This window comes from Paenibacillus sp. FSL L8-0470, assembly GCF_038008625.1.
Lineage (GTDB): Bacteria > Bacillota > Bacilli > Paenibacillales > Paenibacillaceae > Paenibacillus_AQ.
The window spans coordinates 3,444,088-3,469,390 of record NZ_JBBOZM010000001.1; the positions used below are offsets into that span (position 1 = coordinate 3,444,088).

Consider the following 25,303-nt stretch of genomic DNA (forward strand, 5'->3'; position numbering starts at 1 on the left):
CCCAACTATATTTGGCAGGGTTAACTAATGCGCCGCCCGGCAACACTGTTTCTCTAGACCCACCCGGATGTCAGCGTGTAGTATAGAACAATACTATTGTTTGGAGGTTCTTTTTTTTGGAAAACTACAGCGACATTAAACAAAGTGAAAAAGGGGCCTGGCTCAGTTTATTTGCCTACATTCTTTTATCCGCCGTCAAATTGTTCATCGCAAGTGTCTCGGGTTCCCAAGCTCTGCTTGCAGACGGATTGAACAATAGTACGGACATCATTGCGTCACTCGCCATCCTGACAGGTCTTAAGATTTCCCGGAGACCTCCTGATTCCAATCACAGCTACGGGCATTTCAGAGCGGAGACGGTAGCCGCATTGATTGCTTCATTCATTATGATTGCTGTAGGGTTGCAGGTTCTGTATCAGGGTGTTAACAAATTTGTCCAACCGGTGCTGGAAACGCCAGATCTTATCGCTGCCTGGACGGCTGCGGGTTGTGCGTTGGTGATGCTGGCCGTTTACGCGTACAATATCAAGCTTGCCCGTGAACTCAAAAGCAATGCCATGCAAGCGGTAGCTCAGGATAACCGTTCGGATGCGCTCGTAAGCATAGGCGCTTTTATAGGGATTATCGGTTCTCAGTTTGGAATTCCCTGGCTGGATCCGCTGACTGCGACGATTGTCGGGCTTCTGATCTGCAAGACAGCCTGGGATATTTTCCGCAAGGCTAGCCATGATTTAACGGACGGCTTTGACGCAAGCGAACTGGAGCTGATGAAGCAAACCGTTGCCCAAATCGATGGCGTAGAGTCTATAAAAGATATTAAAGCACGTATTCATGGCAACAATGTGCTGGTGGATACAACAGTGTTGGTGAACTCGAAGCTGAACGTGGTGCAGAGTCATGATATTACGGAAGAAATTGAAGACCAATTGAAGGACCGCCACCAGGTTTCCAATGTGCTTGTACATATAGAGCCGCTGTAAATATAGAATGGATACCAAAGTCTGATATGCCCGGCGAAAGCCTGTGCAGTCAGGCTTTTTTTGCAATATAGCCTACGGGCAGGATCCTCATTCTAGCGTATTGCAATTTTCTGCATCAACTCTCTAATGCTTGACTAATACGTCTTGTATATGTATATAATAACATTATGATATTAACAAAAAGATAATAATTAAATCCGCAGCTGCAAAGGAGTTTGGCGATGTCAAAACAACCGGTCACTGACCGCAACGGTATAACCGAGGAACAATTCCTAAAAACATATGATGCCGGAATGTATGAACGTCCATCCGTGACGGTCGACATGCTGATTTTTACCGTGATGGAACGGGAACAGGATAATTACCGGAAGCTTTCTGAGAAATCACTGCAGCTGCTGCTGATTCAACGGGGCGAACATCCTTATTTGGGAAAATGGGCGTTGCCTGGCGGTTTTGTCGGTATAGATGAAAGCCTGGATGAAGCAGCACGCCGGGAATTGTTCACAGAAACGAATATAGACAATATCTATATGGAACAGCTGTATACCTGGGGCGAGGTGCAGCGCGATCCGCGGATGCGGGTCATCAGCTGTTCCTATATGGCTTTGGTTGATCGGACTGCGCTGAATGTGCAGGCGGGGGATGATGCGGCGGATGCTGCCTGGTTCGAGCTAGCACATGAGATCCTCCAAGTCAGCCGGAGAGAGCTGGAACAAGGATATGAGCTGGACCAATTTATCAAGATCACTCTGCAAAGTGATAAGGCGACTTTATCAGGAGTGGTCAAAATTACCGAATCCGTTCAAGGCCATGTCAGCAAAATCCAACGTGAGATCGTGGAGAGTGAAGGCTTAGCTTTTGACCATTTGATGATGGTTCAATATGCGATCGAACGCCTGCGCGGCAAGGTTGAATATACGGATATTATTTTTAATCTGATGCCGCCCCTGTTCACTTTGTCGGAGCTTCAGCGTGTCTATGAGATCATTCTGGGCAAAGAGCTGCTGGCCGCCGCCTTCCGCCGGAAGATTGCTGACCGTGTGATGGAAACTGAGGATTTCACCAGAGATGCCGGACACCGGCCCTCTAAGCTGTACCGATATAACATGAACCGGGGTTCCAATCAATGAGATGAGGAGAGAGCAAGATGGAGAAATTCACCTATTTTTACCGCAGCGGCTCACCATTCTCACAATGGTATCCCTGCCGTTTCACGGTGGGAGAGCTTCACTTTAATAGCACTGAGCAGTACATGATGTACAGTAAGGCACAATTATTTAAGGATGAAGAGCTGGGATTGAGAATCTTGCGGGCCACAACTCCCCGAGAGCAGAAGGCATTGGGGCGTCAGGTGAGAGGTTTCGACAAAACCATTTGGGAACAACACTGCAAAGAGATTGTCTATCAAGGAAACTGGGAGAAGTTTATTCAGAACGAGGACCTGCTGCAAGCGCTGCTGGATACTAAAGGAACCACGCTGGTAGAGGCCAGTCCGACGGACCGGATCTGGGGTGTGGGTTTAACGGAAGAGGATCCGAGGATACGAAGAAGAACTACCTGGCGCGGCACCAACTGGCTGGGGGAAATCCTGACGAATCTTCGCGAGGAGTTTACCCGTTCTACTATGTAATCGTTAAATAGATTACCAGTACAAGCAGACCAAAAGTTGCCATCCAGGACAGCGGGTGATTGGGATTTAACCCCCAGCCGAGCCCTGATGATTTCGGAACAAATTTACCTGTAAATGCTGAGATAAGTATTGATCATATGTTGAGAAATTGCAATAACTTCTGTGCGGCATTTTGGCAATGAGAGCAGTTGATGTCAGGAGGCAGACCCTCTCATTTATTACAATGCTCCGGCACAGTTTATACTCGGCTAATACTTTATGATATGATTTGAGTTAGAACGTATAGATATGAGCTGTACGCTAAAGGAGTGGTTGAATGAAAATACTGCGCATGCTGTTTTCCGGAGCTGGAGTGCTGCTAGTATTGGGATTGGTTAATTTCTACATCGGTCTTCATCTCTGGGTTCTGCTGGAGAATTGGCTGCCGGGTATTCCAGCAGGTGCCTACTGGACGGTGTTTATGGTTATTGCTTTTGCCTATATGATCGGAATGGTGCCATGGCCAAAGGCTGTGAAACCGGCAGCCAGATTCTTCAAAGTGATCGGGTCCTATTATTTGGCCTGCATGGAGTTTGCAGTAATTGTGCTGCCGTTGACAGATCTGCTCTACTGGGTGCTGGGACTGATGGGGGTTAACCGTTCGGCATTTACTTATGAAGCAGGAGCGACGCTGGTTCTGTTGCTGGCCATCTTCCTCATCTGGGGTTCACGGAATGCCTGGAGCACTATTGTACGCACTCATCCGATCAAAATTGAAAAATCCATTGGAACAAGTACACCCCTTACGGTAGCCGTTGCTTCGGATTTGCATCTGGGGAATATTGTAGGCAACCGTCATTTGCGCAAAATGGTCTCCGAGATCAACAACATGAAGCCGGATATCATTCTGCTGGCTGGAGATGTGCTGGATGACAGTATCGAGCCGTTTATCCGCAATGGAATGAGTGAACAGTTAAAGCTGCTTAAAGCCCGTCATGGCGTATATGCCGTATTGGGAAATCATGAATATTACGGCGGCTCGATCAAAGAGTATACTGAGCTGATGGATAGCATAGGTATCAAAGTTCTGCAGGACGAAGTCGTGGAAACTGCGGGCGTCTATATTGTCGGCCGGAAAGATAAAACCGCGGAAGCTATGGAGGCTGGCGGCAGACTTAGTGTCTCTTCGTTGCTGGAAGGTCTGGATCTCTCCCGTCCTGTAATCATGATGGACCATCAGCCTACCGGTTTTGATCTTGCTGCAAAGGCAGGGGTGGATATCCTCTTATCCGGACATACACACCGCGGACAGATTGCGCCTAATCACTGGATTACCAAACGCCTCTTTGAGCTGGATTGGGGCTATCTGCTTAAGGAGAAAATGCATGTAATCGTCTCCTCCGGCTATGGCACCTGGGGGCCGCCGATCCGTCTGGCCAGCCGCTCCGAGCTGATCAAGCTGGAAGTTTTACTGGAGGGCAGCAAACAGTACAGTGAGGAACCGCTGTCTTCACAGACAGTGCTCATTTAAGCTGTACATGATTTTAATGCGGGACGGTAAAGCTAAAGCTCAACATATATAGAATAACCCCTGTGGCTTCAATGGATTAGCTGCGGGGGTTAATCATATCCAAGGAGTGTTAGTCTTGAAATACATAGAATTTGGAATCGGCAACCGGTGGATAGTCAGAACGGAAACAGAATTTGAGGATGGAACGGAGACGGAGCAGCAGGGGATTATCCGGCCGATCCATTTCCATTCGCTGTACCTGAGGATATGGATAGGGAAGACTGTATTCGTTGCCGATCTTAAAGAAGGCTGCAAAAAAGCAAGGAAGAGCAGAAGCAAAATCAAAATAGTTATCGGAATCAGCAGCTATTAGAACTGTTATAGGATTGACAGATGCGGTAAATTCACGTAGATTGAAGTAGTTAAGTTATTAACTATATGGAGCTGAGCGGAATTTATGGACGATCTACAAAGATATGTAATAGAGCAGCCGCTATATACGGAGGCATTCTTCACATTGGTTGAAGTAACTTCAAATGTCGTAGCGGTATCCGAGAAATACTGGCAGAATCAGGGTTTGAACGGAGCGCGTATCCGTGTTCTGGTGGAAATCGCCAAGCATGGCGGAATTATACTGCCTTCGGTGCTTGCCGAGAAAATCGGCGTGACCAAAGCCAATATCAGCCTGCTGCTTTTGCCGCTGGAGAAGGACGGATTGATCAGCCGGGCAAGCCATGCTACGGACGGCCGGAAATCGGTCATTTCTATCACAGGTAGCGGACGTGCACTGCTGAAGGAGCATCTTCCGGAGAACCGTCAGGCGGTTGCCGAAGTCATGAAGCGGCTGGATGAAGAGGAACTGCTGGAGTTGATGTCATTGCTGCACAAACTGAACCGCTCTATATAAATTTGGAGGTATAAAGCACCGGTGAAACTCTCATCTTAACATTCAATCCGATAGGAGAAGTAAGTAACAGCTTTTTTTGCTTATATAGTTAATAGCTTAACCAAATTCCATGAACCATAGAGAGGGTGCAAACCGATGAAGACTATGATAACGGGAGCAACTGGCCAATTAGGACGCCTGATTATTGAAAATCTGCTGCAACGAATGCCACGGGAGCTGATTGTTGCAGGTGGCCGCCATCCGGACAAAGTTATAGAAATACAACGTCAAGGAATAGAAATACGTTATGCCGATTATGATGTCCCTGAAGGGCTGGAAGCTGCATTCCATGATATATCCCAACTGCTGCTAATTTCAAGCTCACACACGGATGACGGCATTCGCCTTGCCCAGCACAAACGGGTTATTGAAGCAGCAGTCAAAGCAGGAGTTTCGCATATCCTCTATACCGGCTTTGCCTTCCCGCAGCAACGGGGTAATGTTGCTTCCGGCAATGTCCATACGCTTACAGAGCGGGTGATTCTGGATTCCGGGCTAGAGTACACCTTTCTCCGCAATGCATTATATATTGATTTCGTGAATGTGCTTGGTTTAAAAGAAGCTATCCGCAGCGGTGAGCTGATTACACATCCGGGGGACTTTCGGTTCAACTCCGTTTCACGCGATGATTTGGCCCTGGCTACAGCCGCTGTTCTTGCCGGCTCCGGGCACAGCAATCGGATTTATGAGCTGGCTGCACCACATACGTGGAGCTTCAATGATCTCGCAGCAACGCTGACATCGCTGGCAGGCAAGCCGGTAACACATCGGGAGGATGCCAGCGTTCAGCACTGGATTTATTCTTTTCTGAAGAAGATTGATACTGTCTCGACCTCGAATGACCTGGAGCAATTAATGGGGCGGAGCATCACTTCGCTGGAGGACAGTCTAGTGCCTTTTGTTTAGTCTATATTATTTTTCCAATGGATATATCTCATAATGCTTCCCGTCACTGGGAGCCATGGCTCCTGGAACTCCCCATACACTCTGGTGGATATTGTCTGCATCTACTACGGAATAGATATATATCCAGTCTTTTTCGTTGCTGAAGCGAACCTCCAGGTGATAAGGGTTGTATTGTCTTCCTGCTTGCCGGCTAATTTCCCACACTTCACTAGGGTATTTCACCTCTAAATATTGGTTAAGTTGTTCTGTTTTTTTTGATACCTGATAATCAAGCCAATAGGGACGAACTGCAAAAAACACAAGCAATAGTACAGTTATCGAACCTGCAGTAATTAAACTGATCTTCCTAATCTTATCTGGTAAAAGCAATGCTATAACAAATATAACAATGACAAAAATAATTGAGGCTGTGATTTCCATTGCTGTTATTGGATGCAAGAAAAGCCCTCCTCTTATGATCAAGCTAAATATTCATGTAGCCCCTAAAGTTTTAATAGTGCCTTAATATTAACATGCGGTGTGACGATTTTCAGTAATTTAGAACATAATGAAAGCCAGCTTGCCGGACTCCCGGTTGTCTTAACGGAGCAATGTTGCTACTATGGTGACAGCTAAGAAGGGATATGGGAGAGGTGTTCAGATGAAAAAAATATTGGTTGCCGATGATGATCTAAATATCCGTACACTGCTGCGGCATGTATTGACCCGGGAAGGGTATCTGGTCGTTGAAGCAGGCGATGGCCGGGAAGCAGTAGGGCTGATGAAGGAGAGCACGGTGGATCTTGCCGTCGTGGATGTAATGATGCCGCAGATGGACGGGCTGGAGCTGTGCCAATACATACGCGAAACGTACGACATTCCGATTATTCTCCTGACGGCGCGGCAGCAGCTCAGCGATAAGGAGCAGGGCTATTTGCGGGGGACAGATGATTATGTGACCAAGCCGTTTGAGCCAGAGGAGCTGCTATTCCGCATCAAAGCGCTGTTCCGCCGCTATTCGATAGCCTCCGATGACAAGATCCGCCTCAACTCGCTCGTGATCGACCGCAAAAATTATGAAATCAGTAGCGGGAACGATGTGCTGCTGCTGCCAGTGAAGGAATTTGAGCTGCTGGCGCAGCTAGCGCAGTATCCGGGGCGTCTGTTCTCGCGCAGCGAGCTGATTGAGCTGGTATGGGGAGCGGATTACGAGGGCGACGAACGGACAGTGGATGTGCATATCAAACGTCTGCGCCAGCGGTTTGCTGACTATCAAGAGGATTTTGTGATCCGCACGGTGCGCGGAATCGGTTATAAAGTGGAGATGGTGAACGCATGAAGTCGCTTTATGTACGGATGAGTGTGCTGTTTTGCTCAATTATATTGATAAGCAGTTTTATGGGGTTTTTCGCATCCAACTTCTATTATCAGGTCAAGATCAAACCACAGAACGATGCCAAACTCACGAAAATGGCGATAGGTTTGCAGCAGTTTGTCCAGGACCATCCCGATGCGGTCGGAGAATATCTGCTAAGTACGGCATCCCTGGGGTATAAATTATACTTGTCCAATGGTCAGGGCGACGAGAGGTTTTATGGCTTGCCTTTCCGCAAAAATGATCTAGGCGAGGATGTGCTGCAAAACGTGCTTGCCGGAGAGGTCTACCATGGAGTGGCGGAGTTTCCGAGCCAGGCGTTTGTAACCGGTTTTTTTGATAATCAGCTCAGCAACTCGATAGGATTGCCGGTGCATATCAACGGCCAGACCTATGCCCTGTTTATGCGTCCGGATGCCGAGGTGCAGTTTGGGGAGCTGCGGATCTTTTTTGCCGTGTTGCTTGGGGTTAGTATTCTGTTCAGCCTGTGGTTTGTCCTCGTTACCGTGCTGCATGTGGTTAAACCGATTACGAGGCTGACTGCCGCAACGAAAAGGATTTCCAAAGGGAGGTACGACATCCGGCTCAATACCCGGCGGCGGGATGAAATCGGCCAGCTGGCCTCCCATTTTATGATCATGAGCCAGGAGCTGGAGCGGACGAACCGGGCGCGTCAGGAGTTTGTCGCCAATGTCTCGCATGAGATCGAATCGCCGCTGACCTCCATTCAGGGCTTTGCCCATGCGCTTAAAGATTCTGCATTGCCGGAGAACCAGCGACTGGAGTACCTCTCCATTATTGACGGGGAGAGCCGCCGCCTCTCGATGCTCAGCAAACAGCTGCTCACCCTGTCTTCTCTGGATTATGACGAGAATGCACTGCAGAAGAAGAGCTTCGATCTTCGTGCGCAGCTGCGCCAGGTCGTGCAGATTATGGAGTGGAGACTTACGGAGAAGGAGCTGGCGGTTCGTCTGCATTTGGAGGATATAACACTTCAGGGGGATACGAATCTGCTCTATCAGGTGTGGATGAACCTGCTGTCCAACGCGATCAAATATACACCCTCAGGTGGAACCATCACCCTATCCGCGGAAGCCACCGGGGGCAGCTGTAAAGTTACAGTGGCGGATACCGGGGAAGGAATATCAGCCGCAGAGCTGCCGATGATCTTCGACCGTTTCTACAAAGTGGACAAGGCGCGTACCCGTGACAGCAACAGCAGCGGGCTTGGACTGTCTATCGCGAAGAAAATCATCGAAACGCACGGCGGCACGATTGAAGCATCAAGCACGGTCGGTACAGGCACTGCCTTCACCGTGAAACTGCCGCTTCTGTAATTGTTTATTCATACTCCGTTCATTTTCATCCTCTACACTGTGTTTATACAGAGCAGAGGGAGTGGTTTTATGTTTTTAGCTTTAAGGGAAATGAGGCATTCCAAAGCACGTTACAGCCTTATCATGGTCATCATGCTGCTGGTCTCCTTTCTTGTCCTGTTCGTTACCGGGCTGGCCAGAGGACTTGCCTATGCCAATATTTCAGCAGTGGAGAATATGCCGGCTAACTATTTTGTCGTCCAGGGCGACGCCGATCATGCCTTCAGACGTTCTCAATTAAGTGATGCCGAGCTAATTGCGGCACGTTCAGTTGTGGGCGAAGATAAAGCAACACCGCTTGCGGTCCAGACGAGCACGGTTACATCGGACAATGGGGAAGCGAAGGCGGACATTACTTTTTTTGCCGTAGATATGAATGGTATGCTTGCTCCTAAGGTGGTGCAGGGAACCGGGATATCGAATGAAGCCGGGGGCAGCGCAGTTGTGGACTCCCAGCTTGCACAGTCGGGAATTACCCTAGGAAGCACCATCGTTGATCAGGCTTCAGGGATGTCCTGGAAAGTATCCGGAATTGTGGACGATAGTTCGTACAGTCATACCCCGGTTGTCTATATCAATAATCTGGACTGGCAGGAAATGAAGCAAGGGGCACGGCAGGAGAAGGCTGATTCACAGTCTATGCCTTACAATGTGGTAGCACTCAGCGCATCTTCTGCACAAGCTGATGAAATTACTGCCAAACTGGACAATGTGGAGGTCATCACGCAAAAACAGGCGATCTCTAGCGTACCCGGATATTCGGCAGAGCAGAATTCTCTCATGATGATGATTGTATTCCTGTTTGTCATCGCAGGCGTTGTACTTGCCGTGTTCTTCTATGTGATCACGATTCAGAAGACTAGCCAGTTCGGTATCCTGAAGGCCATGGGCACCAAAATGTCCTATCTTGCCTGGAGTGTGGTAGGGCAGGTAATGATACTGTCCGTGGCCAGTCTGGTAATAAGCCTGCTGCTGACCTTTGGTATAAATAAGGGGCTGCCGGACTCGATGCCGTTTCAGTTGGAGAGCTCGACGATTATTTTAACCAGCGTGTTGTTTATCGGCATGTCTCTGCTGGGATCACTTATTTCTGTAGCAAGAGTTGCTAAGGTAGATGCATTGGAAGCGATAGGGAGGGCTGGAGCATGAGTGCCAAATTAATCATGAAGCAAGTGACCAAAACGTATGGGGACGGAGACAGCACGATGTCGGTCTTGAAGAATCTTGATCTGACGGTCAATGATGGTGAATTTGTAGCGGTTCTGGGTCCTTCGGGCTCCGGAAAAAGCACCTTTCTCTCGGCGGCCGGTGCATTGCTGACACCAACAAGCGGGGAAATCCTTATCGACGGGGAGCCCCTGGGCAATAAGGGCAAGAGCGAACTAACCGAGCTGCGGCTGCAAAAAATCGGCTTTATGTTTCAAAGCGCACAGCTGTTGCCTTATTTAAAGGTTGAGGAACAGCTGCTCTATGTAGCCAAGTTGGCAAAGCTCAGCACCAAAGAGGCCAAAGTGCGGGCTGCGTATTTACTCAAACGGTTAGGCATTTGGGAGCGCCGCAACCACTATCCCGAGCAGCTGTCCGGCGGAGAGAAGCAGCGGGTGGCGATTGCCAGGGCCTGGATGAACAAGCCGGCGATTCTGTTCGCAGATGAGCCTACTGCAAGCCTTGATTATGAGCGCGGCAAGGAAGTGGTGCGGATGATTGCTGATGAAGTGAAGAGTGAGGGGAAAGCGGCAGTCATGGTAACCCACGATGAACGGATGCTGGAATGGTGTGACCGCGTGCTGCATCTGGAGGATGGAGTACTGGTTGAGTCTTAAGTTTCTATGAGAATTAGACTGGCGGTTTACGGTCTGGATTAACCGGTGCAAGCAGCTTCTCGATAAAGACGGTTATGGCCATGGTAGCAGCGTTTTCTTTGCGGCTGATGATTGAGAAATTTCTCTCCAGCAGCTGATGCCTGATCCGCAGCTCGCTGATTTCGCCCCGGGCGAGCTCTTTGCGCACAATCCATCTCGAGAGCATGGCGATTCCTAATCCAGCAGAAACGGCTTCCTTAATCCCCTGGCTGCTGTTGAATATATAAGACCGCTTATGGGAGATTTGGGCATGCTGCAGAAAATGATCGCTGAAGGCACGGGTGCCGGAGCCAGGCTCCCGCAGCACCCATACCTGATTCTGGAGCATGTCTTTATCTACGGCATTTGCGGCCGAGAGGGGATGGCTACATGGAGCTACAATGATCATTTCATCCTTCATATAGGGAATCACGGACAGCTCATGGTCCGACGTTTCGCCTTCAATGAACCCGATATCAAGGATGTTCGATTTAATGGCGGCAATAATCTCCTCGGTATTGTGAATCGTGACCTGCAGATTCACCTGCGGGTATTGATTGGCGAACCCGGCAATTCTGCCAGGCAGGATGTACTCTCCAATCGTAAAGCTGGCCCCGATATGAATACTCCCCGTGACTTCATCGCGCAGCAGTTGGATTTCCCTGCCTGCTTCTTCATAATGCGAGAGGATCTGCTTCACATGTTTATAGAGAATAGCTCCTGCTTCTGTCAGCCGGACTTCCTTCGGGGAACGGTGAAGCAGCTTGGTTCCCAGTTCATTTTCCAGGTTGCGGATATGCAGACTCACACCGGGCTGGGAGAGGTTCAACAGCTCCCCTGCACGGGAGAAATGGCGCTGCTCAGCTACGGTTGCAAATACACGCAATGCATCTACGATCATAATTATACCTCATTATTAGCCTTGGAATTCTTTGCGTATGGCCGTTTGTTATCCATTTTAACATATTTATTATCATCAATCATAAGTTTTTGTAATGATAGAAATAGCAAAGACGTATTTCACTTCCCTGCTGGCTGCCCTTATAGTGAGATTACAAGTTAGCAACGTAATTGAACACAAACAGGGAGTGGTTTGAGATGAATCATGCACATCAGCTTCAGCGCTTGAACGATAAATACAGCGGATTTTTTCTAGGAATCCTGCTTACAGGACTACTGGCCATAGCGGCCAGATATTTGGCGCTGCTGCCTTACCTGGGCATCATGGGCCAGCTGGTAATTGCCATTCTGTTAGGAGTTCTGCTTCGTACAGCAGGATGGGTACCGCAGCAGGCGGTGCCGGGCATCAGCTTTTCCAGCAAGAGATTGCTCAGAGCAGGGATCATCCTGCTCGGGATGAGATTGAACCTGTTTCAACTTGTGCAGGCCGGTCCCAAGGTGTTGGCGATTGCCGTGATTAACATTGTATTTACTTTATTCACCGTTTATGGACTCTGCAAATGGATGAAAATTGATAGGACACTTGGACTGCTGACCGCTTGCGGAACTGCCATATGCGGAGCGGCAGCCGTTGCGGCAATCTCTCCTGAGCTTAAGGCCTCGGACAATGAGACCGCAATAAGTGCGGCAATTGTAGCTGTGCTGGGGACGATATTTACGCTGGTGTATACGTTGATTTACCCGGTGTTGTCCCTTAGTCCAGAAGGATATGGGATATTTGCCGGAGCCACTCTTCATGAAGTAGCGCATGTGATCGCCGCTGCCGCTCCCATCGGTGAAAAGGCAGCAGACCTTGCGGTGATCGTGAAGCTGACCCGGGTAGCGATGCTTGTTCCGGTTGCACTGGCTATCGGAGTCTGGGAAGCCTATAGACAGCGTAAAACAGAGAGGGAATTTAGGGGGCAAATGGCGGCTGTACAGCCTGCACATTCCAAAATTCAGTGGAGGAAACTTCCGGTTCCCTGGTTTATCGGCGGTTTTTTGCTGATGAGCGGCGTAAATACGCTGGGAATCATCCCTGAGCAATGGGCGGCTGATCTGATTATCCTGGCTTATATGCTGTTGGCCATGGCGATGGCGGGACTCGGGCTTGGTGTGGATATCAAGACCTTTGCCCTAATGGGTCAAAAGCCGCTGCTGGCTGGCTTAATCGGCTCGTTACTGCTCTCGGGACTTGGATTTCTGCTGGTTCATGTCCTTGGACTCGCATAGTCCGGTTCTCCCCTCTACCTAGTGCTGTTCCGGTAAGCAGAGGGAGATACTCCGGTAGATTTCTTGAAATATTTCGAGAAATGGGCCAGCTCCATACCCACCTGCGCAGCGATATCGGAAATGCTGGAAGTGGAGTAAGAAAGCTGTCGTTTGGCCAGCTCCATCCGCTTGAGCTGCACATAATGCATGGGCGGAACCCCCATGTATTTCTTGAAATAGGGGATGAAATAGTTCGGATGCAGATGAACCAGCTCGGCCAGCTCCTCTACCTCCATAGGCTGCGTTAGGCGCTGTTCAATGTATTGCAGGACGTTCGCTAGCTGTCTTTGACCATTGGTATGAGCCAGCTCACCCATGAAATCGGAATATCCGCCGTCCTCCAGGCAGAGTGCCAGCAGATGAAGTAGTGCGGCTTGATTCCGCATGGTGGAGAGCAGGTTCTCTTCCGGAAACCGTGTTATCATCTCTGTGAAAATCTCTCGAATGGCATCCGGCTCCGCAACATCGCATATGTACAGCTTGTTGCCTGTATGAAACAAGGGCCATTCTCCGATATGGGCATCAAAATGACAAAAATACCGCTTATAGGGATTGTCAGGGGAGGTTTCTGTAGTTTGCGTCGAGCCTGCCGGCATGATCATCAATTGGCCGGGGCGCGGATAATGGGCTTGCCCGTTCAGGATCACCTTACCCTCGCCGCCATCAATGAAATAAAGCCTGTTAAAGGATGGCGTCTCATTCAAGCGGTTCCATCCGGGGTATCTGCTGCTTAAGTGGGCATGGGTAACGGTGACGGTCAGATTCTGCAGTAACGCTCCTGTAAGGTTGCCGGATTGATTCATCATATAACTCCTTTAATGTGTAATAAATCCAGTATACCGCTTTCATTTAACTAAAACATCTTAATTATGTACAAAAAAACCTTAATTCCGGTCATGTTCACTGTCTGGAAATAGGGTTATTCTCATATCATAACTCACATAGGAGTGATTCATAGGATGAAGAAGGTTCGTTATGGAATTATTGGAGTTGGAAATATGGGCCGGGCCCATGCGCTCGATCTGATTCATCAAGTAAAAGGAGCTGAGCTGGCGGCTGTCTGTGATACAAGCCCCGAACGCCTGGAGTGGGCAGCAGAGCACTTGCCTGATACGGTGCTCAGGTTCAGCACACCTGCTCAATTATTTGCCTCCAAAAGTATTGATGCCATATTAATCTCCACTCCGCATTATGATCATCCGCCGCTTGCGATCGAGGCGCTGAAGCACGGCTATCATGTATTAATTGAAAAACCCGCCGGTGTATATACGAAAGCCGTGCAGGAGATGAACGAAGCCGCTGTGCAAAGTGACCGCAAATTCGGCATTATGTACAACCAGCGGACCAACCCGCTCTATCAAAAGCTGAGAGAGCTGATTCAGTCCGGTGAGCTGGGTGAGATTCGCCGCACCAACTGGATCATTACTGACTGGTATCGTTCGCAGAGCTATTACAACTCCGGGGGCTGGCGGGCTACATGGGCTGGAGAAGGCGGCGGTGTGCTGCTGAACCAGGACCCGCATCAGCTGGATCTTTGGCAATGGACAACCGGAATGATGCCGAAGCGTGTGCGTGCATTCTGCCAGTTTGGCAAGTACCGCAATATTGAGGTAGAAGATGATGTAACCGCTTATGTCGAGTATGAGAACGGAGCAACAGGCCTGTTCATCACCACTACCGGGGAGGCGCCGGGAACCAACCGCTTTGAAATCAATGGGGATAACGGAAAAATCGTCGTGGAGAACGGCAAGTTGACCTTCTGGCGTCTGCGCATCCCAGAACCGAAGTTTAATGCCGAATTTGCCGAAGGCTTCGGAAGACCCGAATGCTGGAAATGTGAGATTCCGGTTCCAGAGGGCGGAGGAGAACAGCACAAGGGAATCTTGCGCAACTTCACCAATGCCATTCTGCATGACGAACCGCTGCTTGCTCCCGGGGAAGAGGGGATTCACGGCCTGACACTTTCGAATGCAATGTACTTGTCCGCTTGGACTGACAATTGGGTCGATCTTCCAATTGATAGTGATTTGTTTCATGAGAAGCTCATGGAACGGGTGGAGAGCTCTACCTTCCGGAAGGAAGCCGCAGAGCAGCGGGCGTTTGACGTAAAAGGCACTCATTAATGTAATTATAGGATAGACAAACTTAATAAGGGGTGAATTGCTCACATGCAACGTTCAACAATAGCCGCACAAATGTACACGCTACGTGATTTTACCAAGACCGCAGAGGATTTAAGGGCAGCTTTCCAGAAGCTGAAAGTGATGGGTTATCAAGCTGTGCAGATTTCCGGAATTGGTCCGATTGATCCGCAGCTGGTCAAACAATACGCGGATGAAGCTGGGCTGACCATCTGCGCGACCCATGTGCCGTGGAACCGGCTGGTGAATGACCTGGACGCATTGGCTGCAGAACATAAGCTGTGGAATTGCAAATACATCGGCCTTGGCGGACTGCCGGGAGAATATCAGAGCAGCCAGGAGGGCTATCGGACATTTGCCAAACTTGCCTCCGGGATTGCGCGGACCCTGAAGGAGGAGCATGGCCTGCAATTCGTTTATCATAATCATGATTTTGAGTTCGAACGGGTTGACGGGGTTACGGGTATGGAAGTGCTGCTGCAGGAATCCGATCCCGAGGTGTTCGGCTTTGAACTGGATATGTATTGGGTTCAGGCCGGGGGAGCCAATCCTGTGGACTGGGTTCACAAGGTAAAGGGCCGGATGCAGGTCATGCATCTAAAGGATATGGCTATCATCTCCAGGGGACAGGTTTTTGCTGAGATCGGTGAAGGAAACATGAATTATGAAGCTATTATTGAGGCCGGCCGTGAAACAGGTGTGGAATGGTTTGTTGTTGAGCAGGATGTCTGCCGCCGCGATCCTTTCGAGAGTCTGGAAATCAGCCTCAAATACCTGATTTCGAAGCTGTGACCGGGAGGGTTGAAGATGAGCAGAAAAGATGGAATGATGTATGCACCTACTCATGAAGCTAGACCGGTTGTAATACCGGGTGAATTTATGATCGCTGCGATGGCGCTGGATCACGGTCATATCTATGGGATGTGTAATGGTCTGGTCGAAGCAGGCGCCCGGTTGAAATGGGTCTTTGATCCCGATCCGGAGAAGGTAAAAACCTTTGTCAGCACTTATCCTGGTGTTCAAGCCGCACGCACCGCCGAAGAAATTCTTGAGGATCCCGAGGTCCGGCTCATTGCAGCGGCCGCGGTTCCTTCCGAGAGAGGGGCGCTCGGACTCAAGGTGATGGCACACGGGAAGGATTATTTCACTGACAAAACGCCATTTACCGCAATGGAACAGCTGGAAGCAGCACGGACTCAGACTGCATTCACGCGGCAGAAGTATATGACTTATTTCAGCGAAAGATTGCATGTGGAGAGTGCGGTGTATGCCGGACAGCTGATTCGGCAGGGAGTGATCGGCCGTGTGCTTCAGATCATCGGAATGGGCCCTCACCGCTTGAGCGCATCAAGCCGTCCGGATTGGTTCTTCCAGCGGGACAAATATGGCGGTATCCTCTGCGACATCGGCAGTCACCAGATTGAACAATTCCTGTATTATGCGGATTGCCGCGATGCCAAGGTACTGCACAGCAAGGTTGCCAACTACAACAATTCTGCTTACCCTGAGCTGGAGGATTTCGGCGATGCAACACTTGTCGGCGACAACGGAGCGACGCAATATTTCCGTGTCGACTGGTTCACACCGGACGGACTGGGCACCTGGGGTGACGGCCGAACGATCATTATGGGAACGGAAGGGTATATCGAGCTGCGCAAATACAGCGATATTGCCCGCTCCAACACAACGGATCATGTCTATTGGGCAGACCGTCAAGGAGAGCATTATGAGCATGTTGCCGGCAAAATCGGCTTTCCGTTCTTTGGTGAGCTGATACTGGATTGCTTGCAACGGACGGAATTCGCTATGACCCAGCAGCATGTCTTCAAAGCGGCGGAGCTATGCCTGGAAGCTCAGGCCCAAGCGGTAAATCTTACGCCCGAGACACTCATAAAGGCTTGATAGGAACGGAAATAAAATTGGAAGGTGCACAAGATGACAATACTTGGAGCAGCCATAATCGGCTGCGGGGCAATAGCTCCCTTGCACGCCAAGGCGATCGCGGCACAATCAGGGGGACAACTGCTGGCGGCCGTAGATATTGATGGGGCCAAAGCGGCAGCATTTGGAGAAGAATATGGCTGCGGTGCGCTAACGGATTATAATGAGCTTTTGAACAGATCTGATATTGATATCGTCCACCTGTGTACACCGCATGATCTGCATGCGCAGATGGCGGTCGATCTGCTGCAGGCAGGCAAACATGTCTTAACGGAAAAACCGATGGCGGTTGACCTGCCTTCTGCCCAGCGCATGCTGAAAGCTGCGGAGCACAGCAAAGGCCAACTCGGCATCGTATTTCAGAACCGCTACAATGAACCCTCTATCAAAATTAAAGAGACCATTGAATCCGGTGTGCTTGGGCCGCTTGTATGTCTGAAGGGGATTGTCACCTGGCATAGGTCACCTGAGTACTACAAGGAGAGCAACTGGAGGGGGAAATGGACCTCAGAGGGCGGTGGGGTGCTGATCAATCAGACGATCCACACGCTGGATCTGCTGCAATGGTTCGGCGGTGAGATCACATCCGTGCAGGGAAGTGTAAGCACAGATGTCTTGGACGGAGTTATTGAAGTGGAGGATACGGCACATGCATGCATAACCTTCAGGAATAAGGTCAGAGGACTTTTTTACGGCAGCAATGCCTACCTGGTTAACTCACCTGTCGAGCTGGAAATAGTGTTCGAACAAGGGACGATGCTGCTGCGGAGGGATTGCCTGTATCTGTGGAAGGACGGCCGGGAAACGCTGCTCAGTGAGCCGGGGGTGTCAGGTATTCAAGGCAAGTCGTATTGGGGAACGGGGCATCAAAGACTGATTCATGACTTTTATGACCATGTCCGCGAAGGGAGACAATTCTGGATTGACGGATCAGAAGGACTCAAAACACTGGAACTGATCGCAGGCATATACAGCTCCTCCGGGAATGAAAAAAAGACTCATCCTTGGCAGACCGCTCCCTCAAATTGACTTTAGACAGATTTAGCCTTATCTTCTTAACATACGTTATAGTATGTAGAGATTTATAGATAGGGAGAGGGATTACAGGTATGGAACAGGCAATGTTTGCTGGAGGCTGCTTCTGGTGCATGGTTACACCCTTTGAGGAATTGCCCGGTATACACGGAATTGTATCAGGCTACGCCGGGGGTTCAGTCGAGAATCCAAGCTATGAACAGGTCAAGACAGGCACTACAGGACACTATGAGGTAGTGCAGATCAGTTTTGATCCGGCACTTTTCCCGTACGAGAAGCTGCTTGAGTTGTTCTGGCCGCAGATTGACCCGACTGATGACGGAGGACAATTCCAGGACCGGGGAACGCAGTACCGGACTGCGGTATTTTATTATAATGAAGAGCAAAGACTGGCAGCTTTGGCTTCCAAAGAGCAGGTAGCGGCCAGCGGGCGTTTCGAGGGACCTGTCGTTACGGAGATCCTGCCCGCACCGGTCTTTTACCCGGCAGAAGACTATCATCAGGATTATCACAAGAAGAACCCGAAGCATTATAAGGAAGACCGGGAACAGTCCGGCCGGGATACTTTTATCGCGAAGCACTGGTAAGTACAGAAGAAGACTGATCAGGATCAGCTGGACGGAGCACTTTCCGTTCAGCTTTTTTAATTATAAGAACTTATATGCTTCACGCTATAAATTATCCTTCTAATTCTCGCTGAAACGGATACCGTCCTTTTGAGGACGGCGAATCCGTTTCCACTTGCATTCACTTTCAGGCTGCTCCAATTCCTACTTAATACTCATTCTTAAATTGTTGGAATTCCACATTCTTTCTACACATTTGATGGGTAAACTTCTAAGTATCCGTGATAGCTATGAATGGAGGGATACACATGAAGAAAATCATACAATTAAGCGCTGTGACCTTGCTGCTTGGTACGGTGCTGACCGCCTGTCAATCGGATAAGGAATCAGCAGCTCCGCAAAGTGAACAGAATTCTTCTGCTGCAATTTCTATGCCCTGGATTGCGACCAAAAACACGACCCGGATCAATACCTCGGACCCGGTTCAGGCAGCAGTACTGGTGTCCCGGTCTTTATGGACGGCAGAAACCAAGGCCAACCGTCCTGCAAGCGTAGTCCTAACCAATGCGGATAACTGGCAAATTGCTGCAGTGAGTACTGACTTAATCCACCATCCGAGCAACGGACCGGTCTTGTTCTTGAGTAAAGACGGCATTCCGGAGGTTACCTTAGAAGAGCTTAAGAGGCTGAATCCGCTGGGTGCCGAGAGCAATGCGGGCATCCAGGTCGTTCTGGTAGGATCCGTCGCGGACGGTGTGGAAGAGCAGCTTAAGGCACTGGATTTAAAGGTGGACAAGATAGAAGGCGAAGATCCTGCTGCTGTAGCTCAGGCGATTGATGCTTATTATGCCAAAGTATCCGGCGAACTGCCGCAGAGTGTAATTATCGGCTCAATGAACAGCCCCGAATATACGCTGCCTGCAGTCAACTGGATTGCGCATATGCCTGAGCCTTTGTTATACGTAGCGAAGGATGATATCCCGGCCTCCACGGCAGAGGCGCTCAAAAAGCGCGGAGGCAATGCTGCCATTTACCTTCTAGGCCCAGCTTCTGTTGTCTCGGGAAAAGTAGAGGAGCAGCTGGGAGCATATGGTACGGTAACCCGCATCTCTGGTGATGATCCTTATGCGAATGCGATTGCTTTTGCCAAATTCAAGGATGAGGTAAGCGGCTTCGGCTGGGGTATCACGACTCCGGGCCATAACCTATCCTTATTGACGAAGGATTCCACCATGCTGGCCATCTCCGCTGCGCCATTCTCCCATTTGGGAAAACATGCACCGTTAATCTTTACGGAACAAGACGGACTACCGGATTCGGTCATGAATTATATGATGGAGCTTCAGCCCAAGTTCAAGGATTCACCGGCAGAAGGTCCCTATAATCATGCCTGGCTAACCGGCGATACCGGCACAATAACCAGCAGTACACAGAGCGAAATAGATGACATGCTCGAAATAACCTCCGCCTCTGGAGACAATCCCCATTCGGGGCATTAAAGCAAGCTGGCTGGCTGCGGGACATCCGTGGTCGGCTTGTTCTTTGTTTTTAGGTATAATTGAAAAAAGAATAAAGAAACTTGGCCACGAAAAGGGTGAACAGCTTGTCCAAAGCACAGGTTCTCATCGTTGACGATGAATGGAACATGCGTAATTTGCTGCGCATTTATTTGCTGCAGGAGGGTTTTTCTACTAAGGAAGCCTCCACCGGGCACGAAGCCCTGACCATGATAGAGAAACATAACTTCGACCTGATCCTGCTGGATGTAATGATGCCTGACATGGATGGCTGGCAGGTCTGCCAGGCGGTAAGGGAGAGCAGTCAGACGCCCATTCTGATGCTTACCGCACGGTCTGAAACGAAAGATAAAGTACATGGCCTGGGCATCGGTGCGGATGACTATTTAACCAAACCGTTTGAACCGGAAGAATTGCTTGCGCGAATCCATTCTCTCCTGCGGCGTTCGAATATGTTCCGGGTTTCCGCGTCACAGGAGCAGGCGCTGGAGCACCCGGAGTTAAGGATTTATCCGCAGGCACGAGAAGTACAGGTTCAAGGTGAGAGAATCCTCTTTACCCAGAAGGAATTTGATCTGCTGTATTTGCTGGCGCGCAGCGGGCAACGCGTGTTTACCCGGGAAGAATTGGTGGAACAGCTCTGGGGCAATGACTACGGCGGCGAGACGCGGGTTATTGATACGCATGTTAAGAATATCCGCGAGAAGCTGCTGAAGGCAGGTCTTTCCTATGTTCCGGTGCAAACCGTCTGGGGGCTCGGCTATAAATTCCAGATTCCCGGTAATGTCGAATGAAAAACAACATCATCGGCTTTAAGCTGGGTGTCGTGATTATGTCGGTGTTTCTGATTGTTCTGCTCTCACTCGGGATAGTGATAGACCGGATGTTTACAAGCTTTTATTACCAGGAAATGCAGACGGAAGCTGAGGAACTGGCCTCCCATTTCACAGCGATGGCCGAATCCAAAGATACCACGAACGGTCAAATGATGATGTCCTTTGCAGAGTTTTCCAATGTCAGTATCTTTAACATCTCTTTGGATGGCAACGTAATGCTGCACTCCGGTTTTCACGATTCTACAGATCGCTCCTTTATCCGGGCTCAGGATATGCAAGCTATTTTCACCGGACAAAGGGTAAGTTTCTTGTACAAAGACCCGTCCGGCTACCGTTATTTTGTTACTGGACAACCCATCTCAAGCGTTGACATTATTACCTCGGCACTTTATGTGATGTCTTCCACGGAGAATATGGAACATTCCCTGTCTACGGTGAGAGATATACTGCTGCTGTCTGGTCTGGGCGCCTTTGTGCTTGCTTTAGCCATCACTTGGTTTATCGCCCGCATATTATCGCGACCGCTTGTCCAAATGCAGAAGGCTACGCGCAAGATTGCGGCTGGTGAACTGGAAACGCGGCTCACGATCAGCAGCAACGATGAGATTGGCTTTCTTGCTGTTGCCATCAACGATTTGGCTATGGATCTGCAGCACTACAGGGATACACGTCAGGAGTTTCTCGCTAATATTTCCCATGAGCTGCGGACGCCGATCACCTATCTGCAGGGGTATGCCAAGGTGGTCAAGGGAGGGCTGTATGAGACGGAAGAAGAAAAAACACTCTACTTGGACATCATCGACCAAGAGGCGCACCGGATTCAACATCTGGTAGACGATTTGTTCGAATTGGCCAAAATGGAAGAAGGGAAAATACCGCTGAATCTGGAGGAGGTCGATTTGGCGCTGCTCGTCGATCAGGCGGTCCGCAAAGTCGAATTGACTGCTAAAGAAAAAGGGTTGCAGCTAAATTCCAGCTGTACCGGTGAATCGTTCGGTTTGCAAGGGGATGGCAAACGGATGGAGCAAATCGTAATGAATCTGCTGGAAAACGCTATCCGTTATACCGATGCAGGAGAGGTCAGCGTCCAGCTGGATTTTCGCGTAGACTCAGCTATATTTATCGTCGAGGACACTGGGATTGGCATTCCTGAGGAGGAGCTTCCGTATATCTTTGACCGGTTCTACAGAGTAGAGAAATCACGTTCACGGCAGTACGGAGGCACCGGTCTGGGGTTGTCCATTGTGAACAAATTGGTGGAATTGCTCGGGGGCGAGATTGAGATTACCAGCAGGGCCGAAGCCGGAACACGGTGTAGGGTTGTTTTTTATAAATAGCCGGATTTCATGGCCGTCTCATTATATGGTCACGGACCCGAACCCGGTCCATAAACAAGACCGGGTCCGGGCACGTGAGCATAATGTGAATTATTGAGGGGATGGTGACTGTAGTTGTGTCAGCAAGCTGCGGATCGTCTGAATGACGAGATCAGGTTCGTCGTGAATAATCATATGTCCGCTATGGGTTGCGACAGTCTGCTTGCTGTCTGTGGAAAGGTCCAACATTTTGCGCTGACCTTTTTGCCAGATATCTTCCAGCTTTTTACCGGCAGCTTCGGAGAAGCCAAAGCCTGCATAATCCTGAGGAATTCCTCGTGACAGGATTCTTACCGGAAGAGACCCGAGGTTCTGGCCCCGAATAGCGTCCTCTGTGGTATGTGCCAGATTTCCTTCTTGTTCTTTAGCTTTGAAGTAACTAGGCTTTGAAATGACATTTATGAACTGCCCTCTATCTTCTTTTGCAACCAGGCCATCCAGTAACACATCCTGGAATATACGCATAGCGCCTGATAATTTCAAGACTTGCAAGACTGATGCCGGGGGATTGCCTGCGAATTTTTCCGCAGTCAGAATAGGTTTGGTCTCGCGCTCGTCATCTTCCGGTCTGGCATCAATCAGTACCATTCCAGCAACCTCATCCCGGTAAGTATCAGCAAATAGCCGGGCATACATCCCACCCAAAGAATGCCCAACTAGCAGGTAAGGCCCGTCGATTCCCTCCCGTTCTAATGCCGTATGCAGCTCACGAACGATATTTTCTCCCGTGCGTGCTGTAGGTGCCTTCTCACTCCAAGCATATCCGGCTCGGTCGTAGCTCACAACAGTTGCGAATTCGGACAGCTTCTCAGGAATATCCCTCCAGGACAAACTGGTTTCACCGCTTCCGGATTCAAGAATAATGGTTGGGGAGCCCTGTCCTAATTTGTTAATGTGCAGCTTGTATCCGCCTGCATCAACCAGCTTGCCGGGAGGCTGGTATTTCTGTTCTGCATTTTTGGATGCCAGCCATTCATAAGCAAATCCCGACCCGAGCAGTAAAATTATGCAGGTGAGCAGGGTGAAAGTTACTTTTCTCCAGATCTTTTTTTTGGATCGTTTCTCCGGTTGTTGTGGTTGAATAGTCATAAAATAATGCTCCTCTTTCGATGTTTTATTTAATACAAACGTATTATATAAAACATTATAGCACATTGTATTATAAAAAGATAAGCAGGTATAATAGAGATATGCCAAAAAAAGTTGATCATGAGAAACAAAGAAAACGGCTTGCCGACGCCGCTCTGAGAATTATACATAACTCGGGTCTTGAACAAGCCACTGTCCGTAATATCGCAAAGGAATCCGGTTTATCGGTAGGGTCGATGCGTCATTATTTCTCTACCCAAGCGGAATTGTTCGCATTTTGCATGAATCTTTTTCTTGCGAGAATTGAACAGCGGGTGGAGGGATTCCAGCCGGAGGGCAACTTGCTGCAGGATATGAAACGTCTGCTGCTGCAACTGATTCCGCTGGATGAAGAGAGAATTATGGAAAGCGAGGTTTGGTTTTCTTTTAATGCCAAGGTGTTGATCTATCCGGAGTTATCGAAACTGAACGACCGGATGCAGGAAGAGGTGTACAAGGTTTCCAGGTTTGTCATTACAACATTAGTGGAACAGAAGGCGGCGAAGCCGGAGCTCGATATTGATCTGGAAGCGGAGAAATTGTATGCGCTGATTGACGGGTTGGCCATGCATCAGCTGATGCAGCCCGGGCGGTTGTCCGATGAGCGCCTTGAGCAAATGCTTGAGCAGCACTTACTTATACTGTGTGATCTTAAATAGGGGCCAATCCAATATCGGAGAGGCCCCTTCGAAGATTGATTAATGATTCATCCCGGCCATGCTGCCCATAATTTCCGGGTTGATCATGCCAAAGATCATGGCGATATGCGCCACCACCAGGAAGCCGCTGATCAGCATGAAATGCAGCTTCAGCTTGCTCTCTTCCGGATATTTGCGTCCTATCAGGCCGAGGTCAAGCAAGGCCAGCGGCAGCAGGAAGAACACGCCGCTCAGATAGAAGCCTACCGCTACTACGTCCACCCAAGTATGCCACTCGCCATTTACGGTGAGCGGGACAAACGCGGTAGGGAATAAATAGAGAAAAACGCCGGTAAAATAAAGTCCGGCAAGAATGCTGCAGATCCGGTTAAACGCTCTGAGCGGTCCGTTCAGCTTCTTGGTAAACAGGATGATAAATTCTGTAACGGTGATCGTCTCTGCAAAAATGACCGGAATCGCCATGAAAAGAATTAAGTTCCAAGGCTGGTTGTCCGCAAGCAGGGACATGTAATGCGTCATATTCATGTTAAGTCCTCCAGGAATTAAAATCACTTCACCTGTAATGTTAAAAGATAAGTATGTGGAAAGTATGGGGAAAGGCAGGTATGATTGAAAAAGCTGCAACGGATGAGGGGAATGAGTCTGCAGAAATTGAATTTGGAGGGAGCAAGGCGTACGTCAATGGGAGAACTGAAGAGTATTTTATTTGATTTGGACGGTACGTTAACCGACCCCAAAGAGGGGATTACCAAAAGCGTGGAGTACGCGCTGAACAAGTTCGAAATAGAGGTAGAGCATCTCGATTTGCTTATTCCTTATATAGGGCCGCCGTTATATGATTCTTTTATCCAGATCCAGGGTTTTACCGCGGATAATGCCTTAAAGGCTGTTGAATTTTACCGGGAGCGTTACCGTACATTGGGGATGTTTGAAAACAGTGTGATTTCCGGTATTCCGCAATTGCTGGAAGAGCTCCGGCTGAAAGGATACAAGCTTTATGTAGCCACCTCCAAACCAACAGTATTTGCTGAGGAAATCCTCCGGCATTACGGCTTGGATGGCTACTTTATGCACACTGTTGGCAGCAATTTGGATGGCACACGTTCCAAGAAGCAGGAGGTAATCCGGTATGTGCTGGATCAAAGCGAGATTGCCGCGGACCAGGCACTGATGATTGGAGACCGGGAGCATGATATTATTGGGGCAAAAGGCTGCGGTGTGGCCTCGCTTGGGGTAACCTTTGGCTATGGTTCGGAGGAGGAGCTTGTGAACGCAGGGGCCGATTATATCGCACATCAAGTAAAAGAGGTTGGTGAGATTATCTCACGTCTCTAGCTCAATACAAGGGGCAGCAGACGTTAATCTGTCGCT

The 25,303-nt window shown here is 49.4% G+C and carries 27 protein-coding genes; 22 read left to right on the plus strand and 5 right to left on the minus strand.

Annotated elements, in window-relative coordinates; all coding sequences use genetic code 11:
• Positions 1-116: 116 nt before the first annotated feature.
• From NST99_RS15685 to NST99_RS15715, 7 genes are all read left to right on the plus strand, one after another.
• Positions 117-980 (plus strand): cation diffusion facilitator family transporter, encoded by an 864-nt coding sequence (locus tag NST99_RS15685; RefSeq protein WP_038591441.1) that lies wholly within the window; start codon positions 117-119, stop codon positions 978-980.
• A gap of 221 nt (positions 981-1,201) precedes the next feature.
• On the plus strand, positions 1,202-2,110 hold the full coding sequence (locus NST99_RS15690) for an NUDIX hydrolase (protein WP_341092910.1): 909 nt from the start codon (positions 1,202-1,204) through the stop codon (positions 2,108-2,110).
• Between the two features lie 17 nt (positions 2,111-2,127).
• Positions 2,128-2,610: an NADAR family protein gene (locus NST99_RS15695; protein ID WP_341092911.1), complete on the plus strand. Its 483-nt coding sequence runs from the start codon at positions 2,128-2,130 to the stop codon at positions 2,608-2,610.
• 316 nt (positions 2,611-2,926) lie between these two features.
• Entirely contained in the window at positions 2,927-4,120 is a 1,194-nt protein-coding gene (locus tag NST99_RS15700; RefSeq protein ID WP_341092913.1) for a metallophosphoesterase, read from the plus strand.
• A 115-nt stretch (positions 4,121-4,235) separates the two neighbouring features.
• Positions 4,236-4,472, plus strand: coding sequence for a DUF3977 family protein (locus NST99_RS15705; RefSeq protein ID WP_341092915.1), 237 nt, complete (start codon positions 4,236-4,238; stop codon positions 4,470-4,472).
• 84 nt (positions 4,473-4,556) lie between these two features.
• Positions 4,557-5,006 carry a MarR family winged helix-turn-helix transcriptional regulator gene (locus tag NST99_RS15710; protein WP_341092916.1) on the plus strand — a complete coding sequence of 150 codons (450 nt, stop codon included), beginning with the start codon at positions 4,557-4,559 and terminating at the stop codon, positions 5,004-5,006.
• A gap of 135 nt (positions 5,007-5,141) precedes the next feature.
• Positions 5,142-5,951 carry an NAD(P)H-binding protein gene (locus NST99_RS15715; protein ID WP_341092918.1) on the plus strand — a complete coding sequence of 270 codons (810 nt, stop codon included), beginning with the start codon at positions 5,142-5,144 and terminating at the stop codon, positions 5,949-5,951.
• Between the two features lie 6 nt (positions 5,952-5,957).
• Here the strand turns inward: NST99_RS15715 and NST99_RS15720 are convergent, their stop codons facing one another.
• A complete protein-coding gene (locus tag NST99_RS15720; RefSeq protein WP_341092919.1) occupies positions 5,958-6,389 on the minus strand; it encodes a hypothetical protein in 432 nt (143 codons plus the stop codon).
• A gap of 202 nt (positions 6,390-6,591) precedes the next feature.
• Between NST99_RS15720 and NST99_RS15725 the strand changes: the two genes are divergently transcribed.
• The 4 genes from NST99_RS15725 to NST99_RS15740 all read left to right on the plus strand — a co-directional run bounded on the left by NST99_RS15725 (position 6,592) and on the right by NST99_RS15740 (position 10,504).
• Positions 6,592-7,269: a response regulator transcription factor gene (locus tag NST99_RS15725; RefSeq protein WP_341092920.1), complete on the plus strand. Its 678-nt coding sequence runs from the start codon at positions 6,592-6,594 to the stop codon at positions 7,267-7,269.
• A 59-nt stretch (positions 7,270-7,328) separates the two neighbouring features.
• Positions 7,329-8,642, plus strand: a complete 1,314-nt coding sequence (locus NST99_RS15730; RefSeq protein ID WP_341092922.1) for a sensor histidine kinase — start codon at positions 7,329-7,331, stop codon at positions 8,640-8,642.
• A 90-nt stretch (positions 8,643-8,732) separates the two neighbouring features.
• Positions 8,733-9,830 (plus strand): ABC transporter permease, encoded by a 1,098-nt coding sequence (locus NST99_RS15735; protein ID WP_341092924.1) that lies wholly within the window; start codon positions 8,733-8,735, stop codon positions 9,828-9,830.
• Positions 9,827-10,504 (plus strand): ABC transporter ATP-binding protein, encoded by a 678-nt coding sequence (locus NST99_RS15740; RefSeq protein WP_341092925.1) that lies wholly within the window; start codon positions 9,827-9,829, stop codon positions 10,502-10,504. The genes NST99_RS15735 and NST99_RS15740 overlap by 4 nt, the downstream gene beginning before the upstream one ends.
• A 13-nt stretch (positions 10,505-10,517) precedes the next feature.
• Here NST99_RS15740 and NST99_RS15745 read toward each other — a convergent pair whose 3' ends face one another.
• Positions 10,518-11,423: a LysR family transcriptional regulator gene (locus tag NST99_RS15745; protein ID WP_341092927.1), complete on the minus strand. Its 906-nt coding sequence runs from the start codon at positions 11,421-11,423 to the stop codon at positions 10,518-10,520.
• Between the two features lie 197 nt (positions 11,424-11,620).
• On the opposite strand from NST99_RS15745, the gene NST99_RS15750 reads away from it, so the two are divergent.
• A complete protein-coding gene (locus NST99_RS15750) occupies positions 11,621-12,694 on the plus strand; it encodes a YeiH family protein (protein ID WP_341092929.1) in 1,074 nt (357 codons plus the stop codon).
• 14 nt (positions 12,695-12,708) lie between these two features.
• Here NST99_RS15750 and NST99_RS15755 read toward each other — a convergent pair whose 3' ends face one another.
• Positions 12,709-13,536 carry a helix-turn-helix domain-containing protein gene (locus NST99_RS15755; protein WP_341092931.1) on the minus strand — a complete coding sequence of 276 codons (828 nt, stop codon included), beginning with the start codon at positions 13,534-13,536 and terminating at the stop codon, positions 12,709-12,711.
• A 156-nt stretch (positions 13,537-13,692) separates the two neighbouring features.
• Between NST99_RS15755 and NST99_RS15760 the strand changes: the two genes are divergently transcribed.
• The 8 genes from NST99_RS15760 (at position 13,693) to NST99_RS15795 (ending at position 22,106) form a co-directional block, all read left to right on the plus strand.
• Positions 13,693-14,856: a Gfo/Idh/MocA family protein gene (locus tag NST99_RS15760; protein ID WP_341092933.1), complete on the plus strand. Its 1,164-nt coding sequence runs from the start codon at positions 13,693-13,695 to the stop codon at positions 14,854-14,856.
• Between the two features lie 45 nt (positions 14,857-14,901).
• Positions 14,902-15,666 carry a sugar phosphate isomerase/epimerase family protein gene (locus tag NST99_RS15765; protein WP_341092935.1) on the plus strand — a complete coding sequence of 255 codons (765 nt, stop codon included), beginning with the start codon at positions 14,902-14,904 and terminating at the stop codon, positions 15,664-15,666.
• A gap of 15 nt (positions 15,667-15,681) precedes the next feature.
• Entirely contained in the window at positions 15,682-16,776 is a 1,095-nt protein-coding gene (locus NST99_RS15770) for a Gfo/Idh/MocA family protein (protein ID WP_341092937.1), read from the plus strand.
• Positions 16,777-16,809: 33 nt separating this feature from the next.
• Positions 16,810-17,844, plus strand: coding sequence for a Gfo/Idh/MocA family protein (locus NST99_RS15775; protein WP_341092938.1), 1,035 nt, complete (start codon positions 16,810-16,812; stop codon positions 17,842-17,844).
• An 80-nt stretch (positions 17,845-17,924) separates the two neighbouring features.
• Positions 17,925-18,437 (plus strand): peptide-methionine (S)-S-oxide reductase MsrA, encoded by a 513-nt coding sequence (gene msrA / locus NST99_RS15780; protein ID WP_341092940.1) that lies wholly within the window; start codon positions 17,925-17,927, stop codon positions 18,435-18,437.
• Positions 18,438-18,724: 287 nt separating this feature from the next.
• On the plus strand, positions 18,725-19,915 hold the full coding sequence (locus tag NST99_RS15785; protein WP_341092942.1) for a cell wall-binding repeat-containing protein: 1,191 nt from the start codon (positions 18,725-18,727) through the stop codon (positions 19,913-19,915).
• Positions 19,916-20,019: 104 nt separating this feature from the next.
• The gene (locus NST99_RS15790) at positions 20,020-20,727 is read left to right on the plus strand and encodes a response regulator transcription factor (protein WP_341092944.1); all 708 of its coding nucleotides are present in this window, start codon (positions 20,020-20,022) and stop codon (positions 20,725-20,727) included.
• Positions 20,724-22,106, plus strand: coding sequence for a sensor histidine kinase (locus NST99_RS15795; RefSeq protein WP_341092946.1), 1,383 nt, complete (start codon positions 20,724-20,726; stop codon positions 22,104-22,106). The genes NST99_RS15790 and NST99_RS15795 overlap by 4 nt, the downstream gene beginning before the upstream one ends.
• Before the next feature lie 90 nt (positions 22,107-22,196).
• Here the strand turns inward: NST99_RS15795 and NST99_RS15800 are convergent, their stop codons facing one another.
• On the minus strand, positions 22,197-23,234 hold the full coding sequence (locus NST99_RS15800) for an alpha/beta fold hydrolase (RefSeq protein ID WP_341092947.1): 1,038 nt from the start codon (positions 23,232-23,234) through the stop codon (positions 22,197-22,199).
• Positions 23,235-23,335: 101 nt separating this feature from the next.
• Here NST99_RS15800 and NST99_RS15805 point away from each other — a divergent pair, with 101 nt between their 5' ends.
• Positions 23,336-23,932, plus strand: coding sequence for a TetR/AcrR family transcriptional regulator (locus NST99_RS15805; RefSeq protein ID WP_341092948.1), 597 nt, complete (start codon positions 23,336-23,338; stop codon positions 23,930-23,932).
• 39 nt (positions 23,933-23,971) lie between these two features.
• Here NST99_RS15805 and NST99_RS15810 read toward each other — a convergent pair whose 3' ends face one another.
• Entirely contained in the window at positions 23,972-24,457 is a 486-nt protein-coding gene (locus NST99_RS15810; RefSeq protein WP_341092949.1) for a DUF6803 family protein, read from the minus strand.
• Between the two features lie 111 nt (positions 24,458-24,568).
• On the opposite strand from NST99_RS15810, the gene NST99_RS15815 reads away from it, so the two are divergent.
• Positions 24,569-25,267 carry an HAD family hydrolase gene (locus NST99_RS15815; RefSeq protein ID WP_341092951.1) on the plus strand — a complete coding sequence of 233 codons (699 nt, stop codon included), beginning with the start codon at positions 24,569-24,571 and terminating at the stop codon, positions 25,265-25,267.
• Positions 25,268-25,303: the final 36 nt, after the last annotated feature.

What these genes read in the sequence shown, in the direction of transcription:
- NST99_RS15770 (WP_341092937.1), top strand. Translation starts at nt 15,682, where the DNA reads ATGAGCAGAAAAGATGGAATGATGTATGCACCTACTCATGAAGCTAGA.
- NST99_RS15715 (WP_341092918.1), top strand. Translation starts at nt 5,142, where the DNA reads ATGAAGACTATGATAACGGGAGCAACTGGCCAATTAGGACGCCTGATT.
- NST99_RS15750 (WP_341092929.1), top strand. Translation starts at nt 11,621, where the DNA reads ATGAATCATGCACATCAGCTTCAGCGCTTGAACGATAAATACAGCGGA.
- NST99_RS15785 (WP_341092942.1), top strand. Translation starts at nt 18,725, where the DNA reads ATGAAGAAAATCATACAATTAAGCGCTGTGACCTTGCTGCTTGGTACG.
- NST99_RS15745 (WP_341092927.1), bottom strand. Translation starts at nt 11,423, where the DNA reads ATGATCGTAGATGCATTGCGTGTATTTGCAACCGTAGCTGAGCAGCGC.
- NST99_RS15725 (WP_341092920.1), top strand. Translation starts at nt 6,592, where the DNA reads ATGAAAAAAATATTGGTTGCCGATGATGATCTAAATATCCGTACACTG.
- NST99_RS15730 (WP_341092922.1), top strand. Translation starts at nt 7,329, where the DNA reads ATGGGGTTTTTCGCATCCAACTTCTATTATCAGGTCAAGATCAAACCA.
- NST99_RS15795 (WP_341092946.1), top strand. Translation starts at nt 20,724, where the DNA reads ATGAAAAACAACATCATCGGCTTTAAGCTGGGTGTCGTGATTATGTCG.
- NST99_RS15805 (WP_341092948.1), top strand. Translation starts at nt 23,336, where the DNA reads ATGCCAAAAAAAGTTGATCATGAGAAACAAAGAAAACGGCTTGCCGAC.
- NST99_RS15710 (WP_341092916.1), top strand. Translation starts at nt 4,557, where the DNA reads ATGGACGATCTACAAAGATATGTAATAGAGCAGCCGCTATATACGGAG.
- NST99_RS15695 (WP_341092911.1), top strand. Translation starts at nt 2,128, where the DNA reads ATGGAGAAATTCACCTATTTTTACCGCAGCGGCTCACCATTCTCACAA.
- NST99_RS15755 (WP_341092931.1), bottom strand. Translation starts at nt 13,536, where the DNA reads ATGAATCAATCCGGCAACCTTACAGGAGCGTTACTGCAGAATCTGACC.
- NST99_RS15700 (WP_341092913.1), top strand. Translation starts at nt 2,927, where the DNA reads ATGAAAATACTGCGCATGCTGTTTTCCGGAGCTGGAGTGCTGCTAGTA.
- NST99_RS15740 (WP_341092925.1), top strand. Translation starts at nt 9,827, where the DNA reads ATGAGTGCCAAATTAATCATGAAGCAAGTGACCAAAACGTATGGGGAC.
- NST99_RS15810 (WP_341092949.1), bottom strand. Translation starts at nt 24,457, where the DNA reads ATGAATATGACGCATTACATGTCCCTGCTTGCGGACAACCAGCCTTGG.
- NST99_RS15690 (WP_341092910.1), top strand. Translation starts at nt 1,202, where the DNA reads ATGTCAAAACAACCGGTCACTGACCGCAACGGTATAACCGAGGAACAA.
- NST99_RS15765 (WP_341092935.1), top strand. Translation starts at nt 14,902, where the DNA reads ATGCAACGTTCAACAATAGCCGCACAAATGTACACGCTACGTGATTTT.
- msrA (WP_341092940.1), top strand. Translation starts at nt 17,925, where the DNA reads ATGGAACAGGCAATGTTTGCTGGAGGCTGCTTCTGGTGCATGGTTACA.
- NST99_RS15800 (WP_341092947.1), bottom strand. Translation starts at nt 23,234, where the DNA reads ATGACTATTCAACCACAACAACCGGAGAAACGATCCAAAAAAAAGATC.
- NST99_RS15775 (WP_341092938.1), top strand. Translation starts at nt 16,810, where the DNA reads ATGACAATACTTGGAGCAGCCATAATCGGCTGCGGGGCAATAGCTCCC.
- NST99_RS15760 (WP_341092933.1), top strand. Translation starts at nt 13,693, where the DNA reads ATGAAGAAGGTTCGTTATGGAATTATTGGAGTTGGAAATATGGGCCGG.
- NST99_RS15815 (WP_341092951.1), top strand. Translation starts at nt 24,569, where the DNA reads ATGAGTCTGCAGAAATTGAATTTGGAGGGAGCAAGGCGTACGTCAATG.
- NST99_RS15735 (WP_341092924.1), top strand. Translation starts at nt 8,733, where the DNA reads ATGAGGCATTCCAAAGCACGTTACAGCCTTATCATGGTCATCATGCTG.